This window comes from bacterium, from assembly GCA_019637795.1.
GTDB lineage: Bacteria > Desulfobacterota > Binatia > HRBIN30 > CADEER01 > JAHBUY01.
This window is the reverse complement of sequence record JAHBUY010000002.1, coordinates 371,167-392,527: the sequence shown is the minus strand read 5'-3', so window position 1 is coordinate 392,527 and position 21,361 is coordinate 371,167. Positions and strand designations below refer to the sequence as shown.

Annotated in this window: 15 protein-coding genes; 10 read left to right on the top strand and 5 right to left on the bottom strand. The window is 72.4% G+C overall.

Features of this window, described 5'->3' with window-relative positions; translation table 11 throughout:
• Positions 1-8 precede the first annotated feature (8 nt).
• From KF840_06965 to KF840_06955, 3 genes are all read left to right on the top strand, one after another.
• Positions 9-2,522: a phosphoketolase family protein gene (locus KF840_06965; protein ID MBX3024634.1), complete on the top strand. Its 2,514-nt coding sequence runs from the start codon at positions 9-11 to the stop codon at positions 2,520-2,522.
• Positions 2,523-2,645: 123 nt separating this feature from the next.
• Positions 2,646-3,572, top strand: coding sequence for a polyphosphate kinase 2 family protein (locus KF840_06960; protein MBX3024633.1), 927 nt, complete (start codon positions 2,646-2,648; stop codon positions 3,570-3,572).
• Positions 3,573-3,626: 54 nt separating this feature from the next.
• Positions 3,627-4,493 (top strand): hypothetical protein, encoded by an 867-nt coding sequence (locus tag KF840_06955; GenBank protein ID MBX3024632.1) that lies wholly within the window; start codon positions 3,627-3,629, stop codon positions 4,491-4,493.
• A gap of 127 nt (positions 4,494-4,620) precedes the next feature.
• Here the strand turns inward: KF840_06955 and KF840_06950 are convergent, their stop codons facing one another.
• Together KF840_06950 and KF840_06945 are read right to left on the bottom strand one after the other, a co-directional pair.
• Positions 4,621-5,130, bottom strand: coding sequence for a hypothetical protein (locus KF840_06950; protein ID MBX3024631.1), 510 nt, complete (start codon positions 5,128-5,130; stop codon positions 4,621-4,623).
• 41 nt (positions 5,131-5,171) lie between these two features.
• Positions 5,172-5,714, bottom strand: coding sequence for a lipid-binding SYLF domain-containing protein (locus KF840_06945; GenBank protein ID MBX3024630.1), 543 nt, complete (start codon positions 5,712-5,714; stop codon positions 5,172-5,174).
• A gap of 126 nt (positions 5,715-5,840) precedes the next feature.
• Here KF840_06945 and KF840_06940 point away from each other — a divergent pair, with 126 nt between their 5' ends.
• The 6 genes from KF840_06940 to KF840_06915 all read left to right on the top strand — a co-directional run bounded on the left by KF840_06940 (position 5,841) and on the right by KF840_06915 (position 12,217).
• On the top strand, positions 5,841-6,803 hold the full coding sequence (locus KF840_06940) for a glycosyltransferase family 2 protein (GenBank protein MBX3024629.1): 963 nt from the start codon (positions 5,841-5,843) through the stop codon (positions 6,801-6,803).
• A gap of 8 nt (positions 6,804-6,811) precedes the next feature.
• Positions 6,812-7,600, top strand: a complete 789-nt coding sequence (locus KF840_06935) for a glycosyltransferase (protein MBX3024628.1) — start codon at positions 6,812-6,814, stop codon at positions 7,598-7,600.
• On the top strand, positions 7,597-8,511 hold the full coding sequence (locus tag KF840_06930; protein ID MBX3024627.1) for a glycosyltransferase: 915 nt from the start codon (positions 7,597-7,599) through the stop codon (positions 8,509-8,511). The genes KF840_06935 and KF840_06930 overlap by 4 nt, the downstream gene beginning before the upstream one ends.
• A gap of 170 nt (positions 8,512-8,681) precedes the next feature.
• The gene (locus KF840_06925) at positions 8,682-10,043 is read left to right on the top strand and encodes a cytochrome P450 (protein ID MBX3024626.1); all 1,362 of its coding nucleotides are present in this window, start codon (positions 8,682-8,684) and stop codon (positions 10,041-10,043) included.
• A gap of 80 nt (positions 10,044-10,123) precedes the next feature.
• Positions 10,124-10,930: a hypothetical protein gene (locus KF840_06920; protein MBX3024625.1), complete on the top strand. Its 807-nt coding sequence runs from the start codon at positions 10,124-10,126 to the stop codon at positions 10,928-10,930.
• Positions 10,931-11,074: 144 nt separating this feature from the next.
• Positions 11,075-12,217 (top strand): glycosyltransferase family 4 protein, encoded by a 1,143-nt coding sequence (locus KF840_06915; GenBank protein ID MBX3024624.1) that lies wholly within the window; start codon positions 11,075-11,077, stop codon positions 12,215-12,217.
• A gap of 418 nt (positions 12,218-12,635) precedes the next feature.
• Here the strand turns inward: KF840_06915 and KF840_06910 are convergent, their stop codons facing one another.
• The 3 genes from KF840_06910 to KF840_06900 all read right to left on the bottom strand — a co-directional run bounded on the left by KF840_06910 (position 12,636) and on the right by KF840_06900 (position 17,491).
• The gene (locus tag KF840_06910) at positions 12,636-14,867 is read right to left on the bottom strand and encodes a choice-of-anchor E domain-containing protein (protein MBX3024623.1); all 2,232 of its coding nucleotides are present in this window, start codon (positions 14,865-14,867) and stop codon (positions 12,636-12,638) included.
• A 312-nt stretch (positions 14,868-15,179) separates the two neighbouring features.
• The gene (locus tag KF840_06905; protein MBX3024622.1) at positions 15,180-16,043 is read right to left on the bottom strand and encodes an MBL fold metallo-hydrolase; all 864 of its coding nucleotides are present in this window, start codon (positions 16,041-16,043) and stop codon (positions 15,180-15,182) included.
• Between the two features lie 98 nt (positions 16,044-16,141).
• Positions 16,142-17,491, bottom strand: coding sequence for a hypothetical protein (locus KF840_06900; GenBank protein ID MBX3024621.1), 1,350 nt, complete (start codon positions 17,489-17,491; stop codon positions 16,142-16,144).
• A 324-nt stretch (positions 17,492-17,815) separates the two neighbouring features.
• On the opposite strand from KF840_06900, the gene KF840_06895 reads away from it, so the two are divergent.
• The gene (locus KF840_06895) at positions 17,816-21,343 is read left to right on the top strand and encodes a hypothetical protein (GenBank protein MBX3024620.1); all 3,528 of its coding nucleotides are present in this window, start codon (positions 17,816-17,818) and stop codon (positions 21,341-21,343) included.
• Positions 21,344-21,361 lie beyond the last annotated feature (18 nt).

The following is a 21,361-nucleotide window of genomic DNA, read 5'->3' as shown; positions in this document are numbered from 1 at the left end:
AGCACGCGATGGCACGACCCACAGGAGCGCCGGCGTCCCCGTCCGCGCGGCGGCCGCGCGCCGCGCGACAGGTCGGGAAGGCGGCGGCGTCCCCGCCGCTCCGCCGGCGCGCCACCGGCGGGCCGCTGTCGCCCGACCTGCTGCGCCGCACGCACGCCTACTGGCGGGCCGCGAACTACCTGTCGGTCGGCCAGATCTACCTGCTCGACAACCCACTCCTCCGCCAGCCGCTCCGGCGCCAGCACATCAAGCCGCGCCTGCTCGGCCACTGGGGCACCACGCCGGGGCTCAACTTCATCTACGTTCACCTCAACCGGCTGATCGTCGCGCACGACCTCGACATGATCTACGTGATCGGCCCCGGCCACGGCGGTCCGGCCCTGGTGGCCCAGGCCTGGCTCGAGCACACCTACAGCGAGGTCTATCCGAACATCACGCCGGACGCCGAGGGCATGCAGCGGCTGTTCAAGCAGTTCAGCTTCCCCGGCGGCATCCCGAGCCACGTCGCGCCGGAGACCCCGGGCTCGATCCACGAGGGCGGCGAGCTCGGCTACGCCCTCTCGCACGCTTTCGGCGCCGCCTTCGACAACCCCGAGCTGATCGTCGCCTGCGTCGTCGGCGACGGCGAGGCCGAGACCGGCCCGCTGGCCACCGGCTGGCACTCGAACAAGTTCCTCAACCCGGCGCGCGACGGCGCCGTGCTGCCGATTCTCCACCTCAACGGCTACAAGATCGCCAACCCCTGCTTCCTGGCGCGCATCCCCGAGGACGAGCTGCGCAAGTTGCTCGAGGGGTACGGCTACCGGCCGCACTTCGTCACCGGCCACGATCCGGAACCGCTGCACCAGCAGATGGCGGCCGCCCTCGACGCCTGCCATGCCGAGATCCGGGCGATCTGGGCCGCGGCGCGGGCGCCGCGGGCGATCGTCCGCCGGCCGCGCTGGCCGATGATCGTGCTGCGCACGCCCAAGGGCTGGACCTGTCCGCCGCGCATCGATGGCCTCAAGTGCGAGGACTACTGGCGCAGCCATCAGGTGCCGATGGCGGACATGGACAAGCCAGAGCACGTCCGCGTCCTCGAGCGGTGGATGAAGAGCTACCGGCCGCAGGAGCTCTTCGATGCCGACGGGCGCCTGCGCCCCGAGTTGGCGGCGCTGGCGCCCAAGGGCGAACGGCGGATGAGCGCCAATCCGCACGCCAACGGCGGCCTGCTCCTGCGCGACCTGCGGCTGCCGGCCTTCGCCGACTATGCCGTGCCGGTGCCCAGTCCGGGAGCGACGACCGCCGAGGCGACGCGCGTCCAGGGCGCGTTCCTGCGCGACGTGATGAAGCTCAACCTGCCGAGCCGCAACTTCCGCGTCTTCAGCCCCGACGAGAACAACTCCAACCGCTGGCAGGACATCCTCGAGGTGACCAACCGCTGCTACGTCGCCGACATCTACCCCGACGACGACCACCTGGCGCCCGACGGCCGGGTCATGGAGGTGCTGAGCGAGCACCAGTGCCAGGGCTGGCTCGAGGGTTACCTGCTCACCGGCCGGCACGGCTTCTTCAGTTGCTACGAGGCGTTCATCCACATCGTCGATTCGATGTTCAACCAGCACGCCAAGTGGTTGAAGGTCTGCCACCAGATCCCGTGGCGGCGGCCGATCGCCTCGCTCAACTACCTGCTGAGCTCGCACGTGTGGCGCCAGGACCACAACGGCTTCTCGCACCAGGATCCGGGCTTCATCGACCACGTCGTCAACAAGAAGGCGGAGGTGATCCGCGTCTACCTGCCACCCGATGCGAACTGTCTGCTGTCGGTGACCGACCACTGCCTGCGCAGCCGCAACTACGTCAACGTCGTCGTCGCCGGCAAACAGCCGGCGCCGCAGTGGCTGACCATGGACGAGGCGGTGAAGCACTGCACCGCCGGCATCGGCATCTGGGAGTGGGCGTCGAACGACCGCGGCGGCGAGCCCGACGTGGTGATGGCCTGCTGCGGCGACGTGCCGACGCTGGAGACGCTGGCCGCGGTGGACCTGCTGCGCGCGCACGTGCCGGAGCTCAGGGTGCGGGTGATCAACATCGTCGACCTGATGAAGCTGCAGCCGCCGAGCGAACATCCGCACGGCCTCACCGATCAGGACTTCGACGCGCTGTTCACCGTCGACAAGCCGATCATCTTCGCCTTCCACGGCTATCCCTGGCTGATCCACCGCCTCACGTACCGCCGGAGCGGACACGACAACCTGCACGTCCGCGGCTACAAGGAGGAGGGCACGACGACGACGCCGTTCGACATGGTGGTGCGCAACCAGCTCGATCGCTTCTCGCTGGTCAGCGACGTGATCGATCGCGTGCCCCGGCTGGCGGCGCGCGCCGCCTACGCCAAACAGGCGATCCGCGACAAGCTGCTCGAGCACAAGCAGTACATCGCCCGCTACGGCGACGACATGCCGGAGATCAGCGGCTGGCGCTGGGGCCGGCGCGGCGGCGCCGCGCGCCGGCGTCCCGACACCGCCGGCGACAACGGGTGAGGCGGGTCGATGCATGAAGGCGCGGGGCGAACGACGACGCGAGCCACCGCGCCCGACAACGGAGGGAGAGTCATGGGTCTGAAGAAAGTGCTCACGGAACGGATGGATGCCCGCGCCGGCGCGATGGCCAAGGCGCCGGAGGTCGACCTCGACGCCCTGGTCAAGCGGGCGCGCAAGCTGATCGAGACCTTCCGCGTCGACGACGGCGACCGCTTTCGGCTGAAGGACGTCGATCCGGGCGACACCCTCGGCTTCACCTCGGAGGACAAGCCGCGCGCCAAGGAGGCGCTGGCGGTGGGCGTCGAGGCGCTCGCCGAGCTGCAGGACCGCCTCTACGCGCAGGATCGCTGGGCGGTGTTGCTGATCTTCCAGGCGATGGACGCGGCCGGGAAGGACGGTGCCATCAAGCACGTCATGTCCGGCGTCAACCCCCAGGGCTGCGAGGTCTATTCGTTCAAATCCCCCTCGGCCGAGGACCTCGACCACGACTTCCTGTGGCGCTGCCTCAAGGTCCTGCCGCAGCGCGGCCGCATCGGCATCTTCAACCGCAGCTACTACGAGGAGGTGCTGGCGGTGCGCGTGCACCCCGCGTTCCTCGCCGCCCAGAAGCTGCCGCCGCAGGTGGTGACGAAGCACATCTGGAAGGAGCGCTACCAGGACATCCGCAGCGTCGAGCGCTATCTGACGCGCAACGGCGTGGTGATCCGCAAGTTCTTCCTCCACGTCTCCAACGCGGAGCAGAGGAAGCGCTTCCTGCAGCGCTGCGAGAACCCGGAGAAGAACTGGAAGTTCTCGGCCAACGACATCAAGGAGCGCGCCTTCTGGAAGGACTACATGCGCGCCTACGAGGACATGATCCGCCACACCGCGACGGCGGACGCGCCGTGGTACGTCGTTCCGGCGGACAACAAGTGGTTCACCCGCGTCGTCGTCGCCGCCGCGGTCGTCGACACGCTGGCGTCGCTCGACCTCCGCTATCCGACGGTCGACAAGGCGAAGCTGGCGGAGCTGGCCGCGGCGAAGAAGGCGCTGCTGGCGGGCAAGGCGTGACGCACCGCCCGCCACCGCATGGGCGAGGGGATGCGGCGCAGGTCACGGCGCGCGATGTTCGGCGTTCGCGGCGCGTCCCTGGCGCTCTGCGCGGCGCTGGTCATGGTCATCGCCCATGACCAGCGGGCCCGCGCCGCCGAGGCCGAGACGCGCCTGCAGCGTCTCGAGAAGGAGTTCTCCGATCCGCTGACGACGCTGCCGCAGCTCTTCCTGCAGGACGCCTACACGCCGGTGAGCTACGGCACCGAGGCGCCGGCCAACCGCGTCGTGGCGCGCGCCATCATCCCGCGCATCCCGCGCCTGCCGCTGCTGCCGTTCGTGCAACTGGTGCGTCCGAGTCTCTTTCTCGTCACCGCGCCGACCGGTCGCGGTGGCGCGACGCGCACCGGCCTGGGCGACCTGCAGCTCTTCGACGTCGCCGTCCTGCCGTGGCCCGACCCGTCGCTCGGGCTGCGCCTGGCGCTCGGGCCGCTGTTCATCTTTCCCACCGCGACCAACCGCTACGCCGGCCAGGGCGCGTGGCAGGTCGGCCCGACGTTCGGCGCGATCTACAAGGGCGTGCCCTGGCTGCTCGCCGGCTGCCTGCTGCAGAACCCGGTGTCGTTCGCCTACACGTCGCCGGACCGCGCGGCGCTGAACACGCTGCTCTTCCAGCCCATCCTCCTGGTGAGCGTCGGCGGCGGCTGGTACGCGAAGTCCGCCGACGCCACCTGGACGATGGGCTGGCGACGCGGCGACGCGACCGTGCTGCCGCTCAGCGCCGGCATCGGCCGCGTCTTCCTCAGCGAGGACACGCCGCCGATCAACGTCTTCGTCAGCGGCGAGTGGACGGCCTACCGCCAGTTCGCGCCGCTCGCGCCACAGACCACGGTCCGCGTCGGCGTCACGGTGGCGTTCCCGGACTTCCGTCCCTGGGACTAGCAACGATCCGACGGAGCATCGTCAGCGCGGAACCCAGAGGAGCGATGTCGTTCGCCGGCGGCGGCGAGCCGCCCGTTGTCGAGGGCGTTGGCGAAGCGAGAACGAGGCGTGCCTCGAGGGTGGTCGTTCACTTGCCGGACGCCGGCGACTGCTCGAGGACCGGGATCGACTCCGCCAGGTCGTAGCGCAGCACGGCGTCGATCTTGTTCTCGATCTGGTAGAAGCGCGCCACCGTGCGGCCGGGGAGGATCTTGGCGAACTCCGGCAGGTAGCTCTGCCGCACCTTGAGGCGCTCGGCCTCGGCGGCGAGATAGTCGGTCATCAGCTCGAGCGCCTTGTCGTTCGAGAGCTCGGCGTAGTGATCGACGTAATCGGCGACCACGGCGAGGCCGCGGTCGCCGATCGCCGTGATCTCCGTCTGATAGCGATCGTACAGCGGCCAGAACTGCGCCGCCTGCTCGCTGCTCAGGTTGAGGTTCACCGCCACCAGCGCCCGCCGGTTGGCGCGAACGGTGTTGACCAGCAGGGCGCGATCCGCCTCCAGGGTGGCGCTGCCGCCGCGCTCGGCGGCGTGGACGGCCAGCGCGCCGGCGAGCAGCGCGGCGCAGCAGGACAGCAGGGCAATCGGTCGCAACATGGGACGCTCCTTCGCCATGGATTCAAAGCCGGCGCGGCCGGTCAGTCGCCGGTGCGGGTGATCTTCGAGCCCTGGATGCCGAGGCCCCCCATCAGGCCCTTCTGATTGAAGATGAAGGCGTAGACGTCGTTGGTCAGGGTGGTGCTGGTGATCGACTTGCCCATGCCCTCGTCCACCACCACGATGCTCGGGCCGACGCCCACCTCCCACCCGCCGCTCTGGTTCAGGTACTCGAGCGCGGCCGGGTTCATGAAGAACATCGCGTAGCCGAACGTCTGGCCGCCGGCCTGGAGGCCGTAGGAGGCCGCCACCGAGTTGTAGGTGCCGACGGCGCGGCCGCCTTTGAAGAGCACGCCGTCGCCGATCTGGCCGCCGAACAGGAACCCGGCCTTCAGCATCCGCGGGAACACCAGGATGCCCGTCGCCTTCTTGCGCAGCAGCGCCGCGGCGCTGTTGCCGGCGCACAGCTTCTGCAACGCCGCGGCGGCGTCGCGCCGCAGCTCCTCGTCGGCCCGCGCCGGCCGCGCCGCCGCCGGCAGTAGCAGCGCCAGGGCCAGCAGCAGCATCGTGAGTTTGGTCGTCATGCCCGCCTCCCGACCGCTGTGTAGCGCGCCACGTCATCGGGCGACAGGGGGCGTGATCCCGTCCCCGCTGACTTGACACTCCGCGGCGCACGAAGAATGGAGCTGCGGGGTGGTGGGAACAGCGCCGTGCTGACCGTGCTGATCGCGACACACAATGGAGCGGAGACCTTGCCGCGCGTGCTCGATGCCCACGCGCGGCTGCGGCCGCCGCCCGGCGGCTGGAAGCTGGTGGTGGTGGACAACGGCAGCGACGACGGCTCCGCGGCCGTCGCCGCCGGGTTCGCCGACCGCCTGCCGCTCCAGCTCCTGTCGGAACCGCGGCGGGGCAAGAACCGGGCGCTCAACCGCGGCCTGCGCGAGCTGGCGGGCGACCTCGCCGTGTTCACCGACGACGACAGCCTGCCGGCCCCCGACTGGCTGATTCGCCTGCGCGCCGCCGCCGACACCCATCCCGATTTCGGCATCTTCGGCGGCCGCATCGTGGCGCAGTGGGACGCGCCGCCGGCGCAGTGGATCCGCGACGCCGGCCGCGCCGCGCCGCTGTTCAGCGAATCCGACCCGGCGGCGATCGAGGGCCCGTGCGAGGCGAACAAGATCTGGGGCCCCAACATGGCCGTGCGCGCCGAGTGGTTCCATCGCGGCCACCGTTTCGACGAGCGCATCGGGCCCGACCGCACCGCGACCTACGCGATGGGGGGCGAGACCGAGCTCACCCTGCGCCTGGCGATCGCCGAGCGGGTCCGCTGCTGGCACTGCCCGGACGCGCTGGTCCACCACATCGTCCGCCCGCGGCAGCTCACCCGCGCCTGGATCCTGCGCCGCGCCTTCCACCTCGGGCGCTGCGTGCGGCGCGAATCCCGGCAACAGGCGCGCGCCGGCCGCCCGCACGTGCCGCGCGGCGCGGCGGCGATCGGCCGCGGCCTGGCGCGCAGCGTCGTCGGACTGGCCGCCGCGCGCCGCGCCGCCGACGCGCGCCGCGCCTTCGACGCCCGCTGGGAGCTGAACCTGTGGCTCGGCTGCCTCTACGAGGCGTTGGCGCGCGGCTATCGACCGCCGGCGCCGCGCGGCGATCGCGGCGGCGAGGACTGATCGACGCCATGCCCACCGTCGGCATCGTGCTGCCCACCTACCAGCGGGGCGAGCTCATCGGGCGCGCCATCGGCAGCGTCCTGGCGCAGACCTACGACGACTTCGAGCTCGTGGTGGTGGACGACGGCTCCACCGACGATACCGCGGCGGTGGTGGCGCGCTTCGCCGATCCGCGGCTCCGCTACCTCCGCCTCGACGCCAACCGCGGCGCCGCCGCGGCGCGCAACGCCGGCATGCGCGAGATCGCGGCGCCCTTCCTCGCCTTCCAGGACTCGGACGACGAGTGGCTGCCGCGCAAGCTCGAACGCCACATGCGGGTCTTCGCCGCCTGCCCGCCGCGGGTGGGTGTCGTCTATTCCGACATGGAACGCGTGCTGCGCGACGGACAGGCGCTCCATCATCGCTCGCCGGATCTCACCCCCGGGGTGCTGCTCGCGCCGGCGACGCGCTTCTACCAGGTGTGCGGCCTCGGCATTCAGTCCACCGTCATCCGCCGCGAGCACCTCGTCGCGGTCGGCGGGTTCAACGAAGCGTTCCCGGCGCTCGAGGACCTGGAGCTGTTCATCCGCCTGTCGCGCCGCTGCGCGTTCCACCACCTCGAGGAGGCGCTGGTCCGCTACCACGAGACCGACGGCCTGTCGCGCAACATTCCCGCCAAGGTCGCCGCCCGCGAGCTGCTGCTCGAGCTCTACGGCAGCGACCTGGCGCGCGACGACGCCGAGTTCATCGCCCGCGAGCGCGCCGCGATCGTCGCCGCGGCGGCGCGCGCCCGGGCGCAGCCGGCGGACCGGCCATGATCGACGTCAGCATCTGCGTCGCCACCTTCCGCCGGCCCGCGGGCCTGCTGCGGCTCCTGCGCTCGCTCGGGCGGCTCGACCCGGCCTCGCCGCGCCATGAGATCATCGTCGCCGACAACGACGCCGCCGGCAGCGGCGAGACCGCCGTCCGCCAGGCGCGCGCCGAGGGCATCGCCGTCGAGTACCGCGTCGAGCCGCGGCGCGGCATCGCCCAGGCGCGCAACTGCTCGGTGGCGCCGGCGCGCGGCACGTGGGTGGCGTTCATCGACGACGACGAGGAGGCCGATCCGCGCTGGCTGATCGACCTCCTGGAGGCGGTGGAGCGCCACGGCGCCGACGGCGGCGTCGGTCCGGTGCTGCCGCGCTTCCACGACGCGACGCCGCGCTGGATGATCGAGGGCGGCTTCTTCGACCGCCCCCGCCGGCCGACCGGCACGGTGCTCCAACGCGGCGGCTTCCGCACCGGCAACGCGCTCCTGCGGCGCGAGCGCCTGATGGCGCTTCCCGGCCCGTTCGACGAGCGCTTCGCGCTCAGCGGCGGCGAGGATACCGACCTCTTCGTTCGCCTGTGCGCCGCCGGCGTCCGCATCGTCGCCGTCGACACCGCCCTGGTCTGGGAGCATCTGCCGCCGAATCGCACCACCGTCGGCTGGTACCTGCGCCGCCGCTTCCTGGTCGGCATGAGCTCGGCGCGCTATTACGCCGCCGACACGCCGGACCTCCGCCCGAGCGAGCAACTCCTGCGCTCGCTGGCGACCGGGCTCGCCTGGGGGATGAGCGGCCTGGTGGTGTTCCCCGCCTCGCGCGCCAATGGGCTGACCCGGCTGGCGAACGCCGCCCGCTACCTCGGCCACTTCGCCTTCTACAGCGGCTACTCGTACCATCCCTACGCGCACGACTCGTGGCGCTGAGCCATCATCCGCCGAGCGCGCGACGGGGAGCCGGCCGTCATCCGCGCCCGGACGGCGTGACGGGCCACGGAACCCGCCCGATCTGACCGACGCTCTGCAACGGCTCCGCGTCGACAATTCGCATGCGAGCGGTTGATCGGACGCGTGCTTTCGGGCCTACAGTGCACCCCATGTCCCTGCCGCTCGACGCCGACGCCGCCCTCCCCCCGACCGCCGCCGCGGCGGTGCCGCGCGCCTCCCGCTGGGAGCTGGCGCGCGCCCTGCTCGGCGGGCGCAGCGAGCGCATCGACATGCTGTCGCGGCTGCGCCGGATGCACGAGCGCTACGGGCCGGTGGTGCTGCTCGACCTCGGCCTGATCCAGTACGTCAATCTCTTCGGCCCCGACGCCAATCGCTTCGTGCTCCTCGACAAGGAGCGCCTCTTCTCCGCCCGCCGGCCGTGGATGCAGATCATGGGCCGCATCTTCCCCAACGGCCTGCTGCTGCGCGACGGCGATGAGCACAAGCAGCACCGCAAGATCATGCGCGAGGCCTTCACCCGGCCGGCGTTGCGGCAGTACGGCGAGCGCATGAACCCGCTGATCGGCGAGGGGCTGGCGCGGTGGGCCGGCGGGCCGCGGCCCTTCCCCGCCTTCCGCGCCTACAAGGAGCTGACGCTCGACATCGCGGCGCGCATCTTCGTCGGCGTCGAGCTGGGCCCGGAGACGACGGCGATGAACGGCGTCTTCGAGGATCTCGTCGCCGCGTCGATGTCGAAGCTGCGGCTGCGCATCCCCGGCCTCGAGTTCTACCGCGGCCTGGTCGGACGCGAACGGCTGGTGCGCTACTTCTCCGGCCTGCTCGCCGCCCGGCGCGCCGGCCACGGCGGCGACATGTTCAGCCGCCTGGTGCGGGCGCGCAGCGAGGACGGCGCGGCGCTCTCCGACGCCGACATCGTCGACCACATGATCTTCCTCATGATGGCCGCGCACGACACCACCACCAGCACCCTGACCTCGCTGACCTACGAGCTGGCGACGCACCCGCAGTGGCAGGAGCGCATCCGCGAGGAGAGCCGCGCCCTCGGCCGCGCCGAGCTCGCCTACGAGGATCTCGACCGGCTCGAGGCGATGACCTGGGCGATCAAGGAGACGATGCGCCGCTATCCGCCGCTGCCGGTGATCCCGCGCGTCGCCACCCGCGCCTTCGACTGGGCCGGCTACCGCATCCCGGCCAACGCGATGGTGGTGATCTCGCCGATCCACACCCACCACATGGCCGAATGGTGGAGCGAGCCGACGCGCTTCGACCCCGAACGCTTCGCGCCGGACCGCGCCGAGGACCAGCGCCACACCCATGCCTGGGTCCCGTTCGGCGGCGGGCCGCACCTCTGCCTCGGCATGCACTTCGCCGACCTGCAGATCAAATCGATCCTGCACCAACTGGTGCTGCGCTACCGCTGGTCGGTCCCCGCCGGCTACACCATGCCGGTGCAGCAGGCGCCGATCTCCAAGCCGCTCGACGGCCTGCCGATCGACCTGCGGCCGCTGTGAGGGGTCGGGCGCTCGCGCCGGCGCCCGACACGGCGCCCGCGGCGCTGGCGACGGCGGCGCCGGCTCGCTAGACACGGCGCGTGTCCGAGACGCAGCAGGCGCGCAGCGAGCCGGGCGCCGACCTCAGCGCGGCGGTGACGGTGTTCGTGACCACCGTCGGCGCGCCGTCCTTCGCCGACTGCATGGCGCACCTGCGGGCGCAGGATTGCCGTTTCACGCTGCAGGTGATCGACCACGTCGCGCCGATGCACGCCGCCTTCCAGCGCATGCTCGACGACTGCCGGACGCCCTACTACGTGCAGGTGGACGAGGACATGCTGCTCGATCCGCCCGCCGTCCGTACCCTGCACGACTGGATCGACGGCGCCGGTCCGCAGACGGCGATGGTCGTCGCCTATCTCTTCGACGTCCATCTCGGCTGCCGCCTCCGCGGCGTCAAGATCTTCCGCCACGCCGTCACCCGACGCTACCCGTTCTCCGCCAACGACAGCCTCGAGGTCGAACAGGTGGCCGCGTTCGTGGCCGACGGCTACGAGGTGCGGCGGGTGAAGGCCGGCGCCGGGTCGGGCGAGGTCGACACGCTCGGCCGGCACGGCGCGCACTGGACGCCGGCCTCGCTCTACGAGCGCTATGCCACCCTCGAGCGCCGGCGGCGCACGGCCAAGCAGATGCGCTGGTTCGAGCCCTACGGCGCCGAGCTCCTCGCCCGCTTCCGGCGCGCGCCGACGGAGGAGAATTTCTTCGCCCTCATGGGCGTCGTCGCCGGCGTGCTCGCCAGCGAACGGGGCCCGGCGCCGGCGAAGGACTTCCGCACCTACGACGCCCTGCCGGGCTTCGCGCCGCTGCGCCAGTTCCTGGCCGACGTCGGCGGCACCCGCCGGCGCTGAGCGTCCGCCGCGCCGCGGCCCACCGGCGTTCGCGCTCCGCGCCGCGGCCGTGTAGACACCGCGCGTGCGCGGCCAGCGACTCGCCGGCGGAGCCGGCTTCCGTCCAGGCGCTCCGGGGCGCGCCGCCCAAGCGGTCCATCGGGCATGAGGATCCTCGTCACCACCCCGGAGCACGCCCACCTGCACCGCGGCGGTCTCGCGCTCTCCGTGGCGCGCATCACCGACGGCCTGGCGCGGCTCGGCCACGACGTGACGGTGGTCGTGTTCGACGGCGCCGGCCCCTACCGCGAGGACGCGCAGGTGCCGGCGGAGCGGACGACGCTCGACCGCGCCGGCGTGACCCTGGAGCTGATCCCGCACGCCGACATCCTCACCGCCGCCCTACCCGAGGAGCTGCGGACGACCGCGCGCCGGCTGGAGAGCGCCTACCTGCGCCTCACCCAGCTCGCCGACGAGCACCGGCCGGAGATCATCGTCTCGCTGTTTCCGTCCGCCGCCGGGTACCCGAGCGCGCTGGTCGCCAGCCAGCGCGACGTCCCGCTCGTCCTCGGCTTCCGCGGCAACGACGCCGGCCGCAACCTGCACGACGCCCGCTGGCTGCCGCTGTTGCAGCACTGCCTGCGGGTGGCGCGCGCCGCCACCTTCGTCGCCCGCGACCTCGAGTCCCTGGCGCGCGCCGCGGCGCCGGTGATGCCGCCGACCGCCATCATTCACAACGGCGTCGAGCCGGAAATCCTGCAGCGCCGCTGGCGGCCGCCGGCGGCGCGCGCGCCGCTGTTCGGCGCGGTCGGATTCTTCCAGCCGAAGAAAGGCATCGAGCTGCTGCTGCGCGCCGTCGCCGATGCCCCGGCGTTGCGCGATCGGGTGCGCCTCTTCGGCGCCTTCGTCAGGAGTTGCACCGATCCCGGCGCCCATGGAGTCGCGATCCGCGGTCCGTTGCCGCGCGCGGAGGCGCTGAACGCGCTCGAGACCCTCGACGTCTTCGTCGCGCCGAGCCTGGCCGACGGCTGTCCCAATGCCGTGCTCGAGGCGGCCGCCGCCGGCCGCGCGATCCTCTGCACCCGGGTCGGCGCGATGGCCGACCTGTTCACGCACGGCGAGAGCGCCTACGTTCTGCCGGCGTGGACGCCGGCGGCGCTGCGCAGCGGGCTCGAAACGCTCGACGCCGACGCCGGCCTGCGCCAACGCCTCGCCGCCGGCGCGCGGCGGGTCGCCGAGTCGCTCACCCTCGAGCGCGAGCGAACGGCATGGGACCGCTTGCTGCGCCAGGCCGCCGCGCCGCGCTGAGCAGCGGCGGCGCGGCGCGATGCCGCCGCCGCATCGCCGGCCTCAGCCGTCGCGCCACGGCGCGCGGCGGGAAGCGCCGTCAGGTGGACAAGCAGGTCGTCGAATTCCGCAGCCAGCAGGCAGCGCGGTCCCCAGGTTGCCCGCAGCTCGGCAATCACAGCCCGCGTGTCTCCGCCTCGGCGCGCGTGCGTGCCGGCTGAACGCAACCCTCCCCCACTGGCATCGAAGCCAGCCGTGGTCTTGACAGAGGAGGATCAACGCGGAGGCGCAAGAGCGTCGAGGGACGCAGAGAATCGGAGCCGGTCGCGCGGTTCGCCAATGCCAACCGCAATCGGCGTCCGGCGGCGAACGCCAGGCCCCCTCATCCTGGGATCAGGTCTTCGCGTCTGCGCGTCGAGTCTCCATTGCCCCATCGAAGCTACCCTCGCCGCCGCGCCGCGCGCCAGCGTCGGGCCGCGATGCCGATCAACGTCGCGAGCGCGAAGCCGCCGCCAAGCGCGGTCATCGCCGGCGCGGGGGCGACGTTCGAGACCAGGCCCGAGCTGCCGCCGGTGGCCGGCTGGTCGCCGCCGCCGCCGCTCGCCGTGGCGGTGTTGACGATCTCCGTGCCGGCCGGAAAGGTGACCTGGGTCTCCAGCGTGATCGGCGGCGCCGCGGACTGGGCCGGAATGCTGGCGGCGTAGGTGCAGGAGACCGAGGACGGCGGGCTCGAGGCGGCGCAGTTCCACCCCGCGCCGCTGACCGAGAGCAGCGTCAGGCCGTTGGGCAGGGTGTCGGTCACCACCACCGAGCTGACGGTGGCGCGCGTTCCCTGGTTGCGGACGGTGATCAGGTACGTCGCCGTGCGGCCAGTGACGATCGGGCCAGCCAGCTCCTTGGTCAGTCCGAGCTGCACGGTGCCGGCGGGCGTCGCCGTCTGCGTCGGCGTCCCCGTCGCGGTGGCGGTGCCCGTGGCCGTGGACGTCGCCGTCGCGGTGGCCGTGCCGGTCGTCGTGGAGGTTGCCGTCGCCGTGGAGGTCGCGGTCGCGGTCCGCGTCGCCGTCGCCGTGTCCGCCTGGGTCTGCGTCGCGCTCGAGGTCGGCGTGGCCGCCTCGGTCTGCGTCGCGGTCCAGGTCGGCGTGAACGTCGGCGTCGCGCTCGCCGAGGCGGTGGGCGTCGCGGTGCTGGTGGCGGTGTTGGTCGCCGTCGGCGTCGGCGTCGGGGGAAGATAGGTGTAGGCGGCGCACACCACCGCGCTGGCGGTCGTCGCGACCTGGGTCGCGAGGTTGCCGGCGCCGTTGGCCTGGAAGTTGGCCTTGGCGGTCACCGGCATGCTGACCGTGCCGGTGCCGATGAAGTCGGCGAGCGGCGTGTAGGACGCCTCGGTGGCGGTGTCCGACGCGGTCTGCGTCGGCGCCGTGATGCCGGAGGGCGGCTGGAAGTCGAACGTGCCGTCGTAGGCGGCCAGGTTGTAGCTCTGGGTGTAGGTGGGCAGCGCGATCACGTGCGCCATGTCGGGCGTGGTGAGGGTGATCGTCGCGCCGCCGGTGACGCCCACCGTGACCGCCGTGGCGTCGAGGTTCTCGAGCTTGACGTTCTGCTCGATGGCGCCCTCGACCGTGATCTTGATGTTGACGAGGGTGCCGACGGCCGGATCGAACTGACCGATCGTCAGCGTGTCGCTCCAGTCGGTGGCGGTGAGCGCCTTCTCGTCGCAGAGGACGATGGTCGAGAAGGGGGTGGCGGTCGGGGTCGAGGTGATGGTCCCGGTGGCGGTCGCGGTCCCGCTCACCGTCGGCGTCTGGCTGACCGTGCGGGTACTGGTGGCCGTCGCGGTCAACGACGCGGTTGGCGTGCTGGAAGCCGTGCGCGTCGCCGTTCGCGTCGCCGTGCTCGCGGGCGTGTTGGTGATGGTGGGCGTCAGGGTGATGGTCGGCGTGTTGGTGACCGTGCCGGTGTGACTCGGCGTGCGGGTGTGCGTGGGCGTGAGGGTGCTCGCCGGCGTCGGAGTGATCGAGGGGGTCAGCGTCACCGTGGTCGTCGGCGTGATCGTCGGCGTGGTGGTCACCGTGCGGGTCGCCGTCGAGGTGCGGGTGAGGGTGACGGTGGCCGTGGGGGTCGGCGGCACGTAGGTGTACTGCACGCACACCGTGGCGCCGGCGGTGGTCGTCACCTGGGTGATGACATTGCCGGCGCCGCCGGTCGAGAAGCTGCCGGTGGCGCCGACCGGCAGGGTGATGCTGCCGCTGCCGACGAAGTCGCTGACCGGCGTGTACGATGCGATGGTCGCCGTCTTGGTATTGGTCAGTCCGCTGTCGGTGCTGCCCGAGGGCGGCATGAAGTCGACCGTGCCGTCGAAGGCGCTGTACATGTGGGTGACGGCATTCACCGGCGAGACGCTGAACGCCGTCGGCGTCGGCAGCGTCACGCTGATCGTGCCACTGCCGGTGCCGGTGACCGTCTGCGGCGAGCTGTCGGTGCTCTCCATCTTGATCGTCTGCACCAGCGTGCCCTCGAGGGTCAGCTTCACCACCGTCAGGGTGCCGAGCGACGCGTCGAACTTCGGCAGCATGACGCTGAGCGCGTAGTTCGTCGAGGTCTGCGGAATGGTCGCGCACTGCGGATCCGCCGTGATCTGCGCCGCCGCCCCGCCCGCGCCCCACAGCACCACGCCCGCCGCGAGCGCAACGGTCCATCGAACTGCCGCCCCGTACACCATTTGTCGTCTCCGATCCGAACCACCATTCGCGGCGGCGTCGTCGTTGCGCTCCCGCAACGCGCGTGCGCTGCTACCTGACGAGCGGAGCGCCCGCAACAACGATTTTCGCGTTCGAGCGAAATTCCGCGGCGAATGGCCCGCGCCGCGCCGTCTGCGAATGGGTGGCATCAGAAATCCTGCTGCGGCGAGGCGTCCGCCGCGTCGCCTGACGCGGCAGGCGCTGCGGCGGTTCGCAGGGCCGGACGCCGGCGGCGCGGCGCCGCCTCAGAGGCGCAGCGAGCCGAGCAGCGGCAGCGCGCCGACCGGGACCGTCGGGGCCGCGGCGCGCAGTCGGTCGACGAGGCGCGGCATGCGGATCGCCGGCAGGGCCTGGACGCCGCGGTCGAGGCCGCGCAGGAAGTTGTCCCAGTGGTGGAGCAGCACCATGCCGGGCGACAGCGCCGCCAGCAGCCGTTCGGGATAGCGCTCGCTGGCGGTCCATCCCGCGACGCAGGCGAGGACCAGATCGACGGCGCCGACGCGCCAGCCGCGCTCGACCAGCTCGGCGCTGCCGACGTGGAACAGCCGGCGGCCGCCGACCTCGATCTCGAGCCCGAACACCGCGCCGCAGCGGTACCCCTCGGCGCGCAACGGGACGTCGGTGCAGTCGGCGATCTCACCCGGGAAGGGCACCCGCCCGAGCAACAACGCCGAGTGCGCGCTCGGCCAGAAGCGCAGCCGGAAGGGACCCACCTCGGCGCGCTGCGGCGCGCCGCCGGCGGCGGGCTCGACGCACGCGAGCTGCGCCTCGGGCACGCCGTGGGCGCGGCACAGGTGCAGCGCCGAGCGCGAGCCGAAGACCCGCGCCCCGGTCTGGTGGGCGATCAGCGGCGCGTCGAGGGCGTGATCGAAGTGGGTGTGGGAGAGCACGATGGCGTCGGCGCGCGGCGTCACCCGGCGGGCCAGCGCCGCATCGGCGCGTAGCGGCGCGAGCAGGCAGCGGGAGAGCGAGGCGCGGGTCAGGTACGGATCGAGCAGGAGCACGTGGTCGCGGTGCTCGATCGCGAATCCCGCCGTGCCGAGCCAGGTGACCTGCACCGTTCCGCGCCCGCTCGCGGCGGGAAGGAAGATGTCCTCGGGACGCCACATCGGTCGCGGATCAGAAACACGAAGAACACCGATGACGGGACGGAACACCAAGCGCTTCGTGTTCCTTCGTGGTCATTGGTGTTCCCGGTGGCCCAGCGCTACGGGCAGGGCGTCCCCGGCGCCGGGATCCGGCGGGCGTAGATGTTCTGCCAGCGCCAGGCGATGACGAGATCGCCGGCGGCATCGCTGGCGAGCGCGAGATCGTCGATGAACGTGTCGGCGATCGGCAGCGGCTGGCCGAGCGAACTGCCGTCGGCGGCGAAGCGACGCAGCAGCAATGGGTTCTCGCCGTAGGCGACCGCGAAGCCGCCGTCGGGCTGCACGGCGACCGCCGGCGGTGCCGTGGTTTGCAGAGTGGTGGCGATCTCGAGCGGGCCGGCGATCGGGGTGCCGTCGCTGGCGACGACCTGGGCGATCAGCCGGCTGCGGCTGCTGCCGGCGAGCGGCTGTCGCCACACGGCGGCGATGCGGTCGCTCGTGGCGGCGGCGGCGACGCTGCTGAACGGCGACGCCGCCGAGGCGAAGTCGAACAGCGGCACGATCGCTCCCTGCGCCAGCGCGAAGGCGCGCAGCGCGATCTGCTGCGCCGGCCGCACGTCGAAGGCGACGCACACCGCGCCGAGCCGGGAGCCGTTGGCCAGCGCCACCGGATCGCCGAAGCAATTCAGCGCCAGCGGCGCCGCCAGGCCGGAGGGCCGCTGCTGGCGCGCCATCGCCTGGAAGGCGCCGCTGTCCTGGAGATCCATCCAGGCGATCAGGGCATTGCCCGACGGGTCGGCCGACAGGCTGGGCGGATTGAAGGTGTGGCCGGAGGCGGCGCTCGCCGCCAGGGCGACGCCGCCCAGCGGGTTGCCGTTGGCGCCGAAGCGGCGCAGCGCGAGGCGGGTGATCGGCGACTGGAACTGGCGCGGGCTCGCCTCGCCCCACGCCGCCATGCCGCCGCCGTTGGGCAGCGCGGCGAGCGCCGGCGCGCGGATCACCTGCTGGCGCCGGGCGAGCAGCGTGTCGCCGAGCAGCACGTCGCCGGCGCTGTAGCGGTACACGTGCACCTCGCCCTGCGCCTGCGACTGGGCGCCGCCGCTGACCACGGTGCGGCCGCTGGCGACCGCGAAGGCGCCGCCGGGCTGCACCAGCAGGCCGGGTCCGGAGAGCACGGTGGCGCCGCTGTCGGTGGCCACCGGGATCGTCGGACAGAGCTCCGGCGGCTCCGGGCAGCCGGCGAGCGCCGCCTGCGCGGCGAGGATCGCGTCGCCGATGCCGACGCTGCCGTCACCGCCCGCATCCGCCGCCGGACAGGCCGACAGCGGCAGGCTGCCGAGCGCGATGTTGACGACCGTGACCACCTCGGGAATCGTCACCGCGCCGTCGCCGTTGCAATCGCCAGGGCAGGTCGCCCGCGCCGACCCCGCCGCCAGCACCACCGCCACCACCACCCATGCGCGCATCACGCGAACAGCACTACGGCAGGCGGCGCGATCAGACAACCGGTGACGGCGCCGGTCCGGCCGCCGCCGCCTCGGCCTCGGCCGATCTGGAGGGCCGCGCTCCCGCGCGGCCGCCCGACGCGGCAACATCACGACCGCCGCCCGGACACGGCGACGGGAGCCCGCGGATCGCTCGCGGGATATCGCCGCGTGGGAGCGGGCCCAGGCGGGACCCGCAGGTAGGGGTGCCCGCGGGCTGGGGGAAAACCCGATCAGGGGAAGTCCGAATTGTCGCCCCGCGGCCGCATCGATTACCAGAAGGCGCTCTCACACCACAGGAGGCGTCCGATGGGGAACGACCGCTCACTCGTCCTGCTCGTCGCCATGCTCGTCATCGGCGCCTTCGCCATCGCGCCCTCGGCCACGGCGCCGGGCGGGGCGCAGAAGAAGGTCGCCGGCAAGGCCGCGTCCACCGCCAGCGGCGAGAGCTCCGCCGACGTCGTCACGCTGCTGCGCGAGCTCTGGGACCTGGATGAGTCCTGGGTCCTCGGCCCCGCCAAGCCGGAGCAGCGAGACCTGCAGGAGAGGTTCAAAACGACGCGTTCGAGCGTCATCATCGCCACCGTCGCCGATCCCAACGATTCGCACATGGCGATCACCTTCGACGAATCGGTCGAGGCATTCGTGCTCGCCGCCTCAGCGGCGGGATACACGCTGGACCGCTACCGCCTGCCCTGGTCGACGAGCGGGCAGCCGGAGGCGCTGAGCGCTCGGATCGCGGTCGACGGACGCGAAGTGAAGCTCTCGTCCGCGTCCGCTGCCGCGGGGTACCGCGAGCGCCCCGGCGCCCTGCTGTTCCGCGACGGCAGGGAGCCGGAGCACGCCCTGCTGGACGCTGCAGATGACTGCGAGCGCCCGCGCCGCGGGCTCCGCGACGACATCAAACCGGATCGCGCCCTGCTGGTGCTGCTGGTCGGTGAAACCGCCACCAGCGGCGTCCACGGCGCCGCCCTGCAGGTCGCGCTCGACACCGCGGCGGCGCTCGGCGGTCCCGCCAAGCCGATCGCCATCGTCGGACCCTCGTTCTCGGGCTCGGCGCCGACGATGAGGAATGCGATCGAACGCTGGCGGCGCGGGGGCGCGACGCCAGGCGAATGGCCGACCGCAGCCAGCGGCCAGGAGAAGGAGAATGAGTGCGAGAAGTCGACCGCGACGAACCGCCAGAGGATCAGCCTGTTCAGTGCCGGCGCCACGGCTGAGAACCTGCCGCAGCGTCTCAACAGCGCGGATTGCGATGGTCAGTGCGCCACCCGCTTCCGCGCCCTCAGTTGGTCGTCGCGGGCGACGCAGTGCGCGATGGAGCAGTTCCTCGCCGACCATGGCGCCAGCGCCGACAACACCGTGCTCTTCTACGAGGCCGGCACGGCGTACGGCGCCACGGGCCGCGGGTCGGCGAACTGTCCGGGGCGGCAACAGAACCCGCCAGCCACGACACGAAGGTCGCCGTTGCGCGTGCCCTATCCATTGCACCTGGCGCAGGCGCGCTCGGCGTGGGCGGAGGCCGGCCTGCTGGCGGACGAGAAGACGCTGAACAGCCGTGCCCGCTCGTCGCTGACCCTCGCCTTCGACGACGGCCAGCAGCGCCGCGACGTGCCACCGGTATTCGCGGCGGCGGATTCCGCCAACACCGCCGATCTGCAGCTCTCGACCGTGCTCGCCGACCTGCGTCGCCGCAACGTCGCGTTCGTCGGCATTCTCGGCTCTGACACGCGCGACAAGCTCTTCCTGGCGCGGCAGATCAAACGCGAGCTGCCCGACGTGCAGTTGTACACGCTGCTCGCCGACGTCACGTACCTGCACCCGCGCTGGCTGCGCGACCTCGACGGCATGTGGGTCGCGAGCAGCTACCCGTTGACCACCGCGACCCAGAGCCGCGACATCGTGCTGCCCTTCGCGGCCCACGGCCAGCAGGCGACGTACAACGCCGCGCTGGCGGCGCTGGCGGAGCTGGCGTTGGCGGAGGAAGATCGCGACGCGGCGGCGACGATCGTTGGCAACATGATTGACTATCGCCTGCGGGGCGACGACACGGGCGGCCCCTACCTGTGGATCAGCGCCGTCGGCAACGGCGAGTTCTGGCCGATCCACTGGCGCGATCCCCGCGACGAGGCCAGCCTGCGCGGCTCGGCGGCCCGGAACTTCCTCTGGTCGCCGTTGATCAAGCCGGCATCGCCGCCGGCCGCCGACGGCTGCGAGGGGGCAGCCGGGCCAACCCTGAACATCGGGCAGGCGCCGCGCTCGCCCTTCGCCGTTACCGCGCTGGCGTGGGCGGCGCTGATGGCCGTCACGCTGTACCTGCTGTTACCGAAGGCTTGGCTCCCGTGGGGGCACTCCTCGACGCTGCGCTGGGTGCTGTCTCCCGTTCCCGTGCTCGACCGCCGCATCGCGCTCGCCGCGGCGTGGTTCGGGGCCCTACTGGCGCCGGCGCTCTATTGCCTGGCGGTGAATGCGACGCGCTTCGATCCGCGGCGGGGCGAGCTTCAGACCTGGCTGGCCCTGGTCGGCGGGAACGCCGCACATGCCGCCACCGCCGCCACCAGCCACGACGTCGTCGGCGCCGCGCTGGCGCGGGCGTTGGATTTCCGCAGCGGCCTGTCGCCGCTCGTGCCGACGGCGTGGCTGGCCGTGTGCGCGCTGCTGCTCACCTACGGCGCGGCGCGGCGGCAACAACTGCTGCAGCACGCGCGGAGCATGGCGGCGGTGGTGCGCGACACCCCGTTCGAGCCGTTGGAGGATCGCCTGCGCCAGGCCCTCGGCGAGGCGGGATCGCCGTGGACCGCCGACCGCATCGCACCGTACCTGGTGGCGATGATACCCGCCGCGATCGCCGTCTGGGCGGTGCAGTCGAACGTTCGCGCCCTGAACCCGCAGTGGGCCGACGCGGCCCGGTTCGTCTTCGTCGGCCTCGTGTACGCAGTGGGAGTCGCCGGATGCCGGTTCTTCCTCGTCTGGCAGCGGCTGCGGGCGCTGCTGCGCGCCGTCGGGCGCACGCCACTGCTGCACGCCTTCGAGCGCCTGCCAGACCATTGCGCCGAGGCGCTCGGCTTCCGCTCGTCCCGCGGTCCGGCGCAGCTCGGGGAGCTGCGAGACTCGATCGATCGACTCGAGCTGCTGCGCACGCGCAGCGCGGAGACCGCCTTCGCGGGCACGGCCGCGGCGGCGCCGGAGATCGCCAGCACCTTCGACTCGGAGGTCAACGCGCTCGCCGGCCACGGCGCCTGGGCCTACGGCGCCTCGGCGCAGAAAGGCCTGGCGGAGGCGGCGGCGCGCCTGCTCCGCCAACTGCCGAACCGGTGGGACGAGGATCTGGCGGCTCCCGACAACGCGCCCAGCGCCGCGCCCACCGCCGACGGCGGCAAGGAGAAGGGCTACCGCGACGAGCTGGGCCGGCACCAGACCCGCCCGAAGCCGGCGCTGCCGCAACTGCGGGTCGCCGAGGAGTTCGTCGCCGCCGAGCTGACCCGCTACTTCGGCTACGTCTTCCTGCACCTCCGCATCCTGCTCACCGGCGCCATGCTCGGGGCGTTGTCGCTGTGCTTCGCGATCATGTCGTACCCGTTCCACCCGCAGCAGACGCTGCTGCGTCTGACGATCGGGCTGGTGCTGGCGCTGGTCGTCGTCTTCGCGACCGTGCTCCTGCAGAGCGAGCGCAACACCCTGCTCAGCCTCGCCGCCAACCGGCGGCCCAACCACGTCGACCTCGACGCCCGCTTCTTCCAGCAGGCGGCGACCTTCGTCGGCCTGCCGCTGCTCACCCTGCTGGCCACCCAGTTCCCGGCCCTGGACGAGCTGGTGCAGCGGTTGCGCGGCTACTGAGCGCGTTCGCGGAGGCCA

Excerpts from the sequence above, each read along its gene's own strand:
- KF840_06965 (MBX3024634.1), top strand. The coding sequence starts at position 9 with ATGGCACGACCCACAGGAGCGCCGGCGTCCCCGTCCGCGCGGCGGCCG.
- KF840_06960 (MBX3024633.1), top strand. The coding sequence starts at position 2,646 with ATGGCCAAGGCGCCGGAGGTCGACCTCGACGCCCTGGTCAAGCGGGCG.
- KF840_06955 (MBX3024632.1), top strand. The coding sequence starts at position 3,627 with ATGTTCGGCGTTCGCGGCGCGTCCCTGGCGCTCTGCGCGGCGCTGGTC.
- KF840_06950 (MBX3024631.1), bottom strand. The coding sequence starts at position 5,130 with ATGTTGCGACCGATTGCCCTGCTGTCCTGCTGCGCCGCGCTGCTCGCC.
- KF840_06945 (MBX3024630.1), bottom strand. The coding sequence starts at position 5,714 with ATGACGACCAAACTCACGATGCTGCTGCTGGCCCTGGCGCTGCTACTG.
- KF840_06935 (MBX3024628.1), top strand. The coding sequence starts at position 6,812 with ATGCCCACCGTCGGCATCGTGCTGCCCACCTACCAGCGGGGCGAGCTC.
- KF840_06930 (MBX3024627.1), top strand. The coding sequence starts at position 7,597 with ATGATCGACGTCAGCATCTGCGTCGCCACCTTCCGCCGGCCCGCGGGC.
- KF840_06925 (MBX3024626.1), top strand. The coding sequence starts at position 8,682 with ATGTCCCTGCCGCTCGACGCCGACGCCGCCCTCCCCCCGACCGCCGCC.
- KF840_06915 (MBX3024624.1), top strand. The coding sequence starts at position 11,075 with ATGAGGATCCTCGTCACCACCCCGGAGCACGCCCACCTGCACCGCGGC.
- KF840_06905 (MBX3024622.1), bottom strand. The coding sequence starts at position 16,043 with ATGTGGCGTCCCGAGGACATCTTCCTTCCCGCCGCGAGCGGGCGCGGA.
- KF840_06895 (MBX3024620.1), top strand. The coding sequence starts at position 17,816 with ATGGGGAACGACCGCTCACTCGTCCTGCTCGTCGCCATGCTCGTCATC.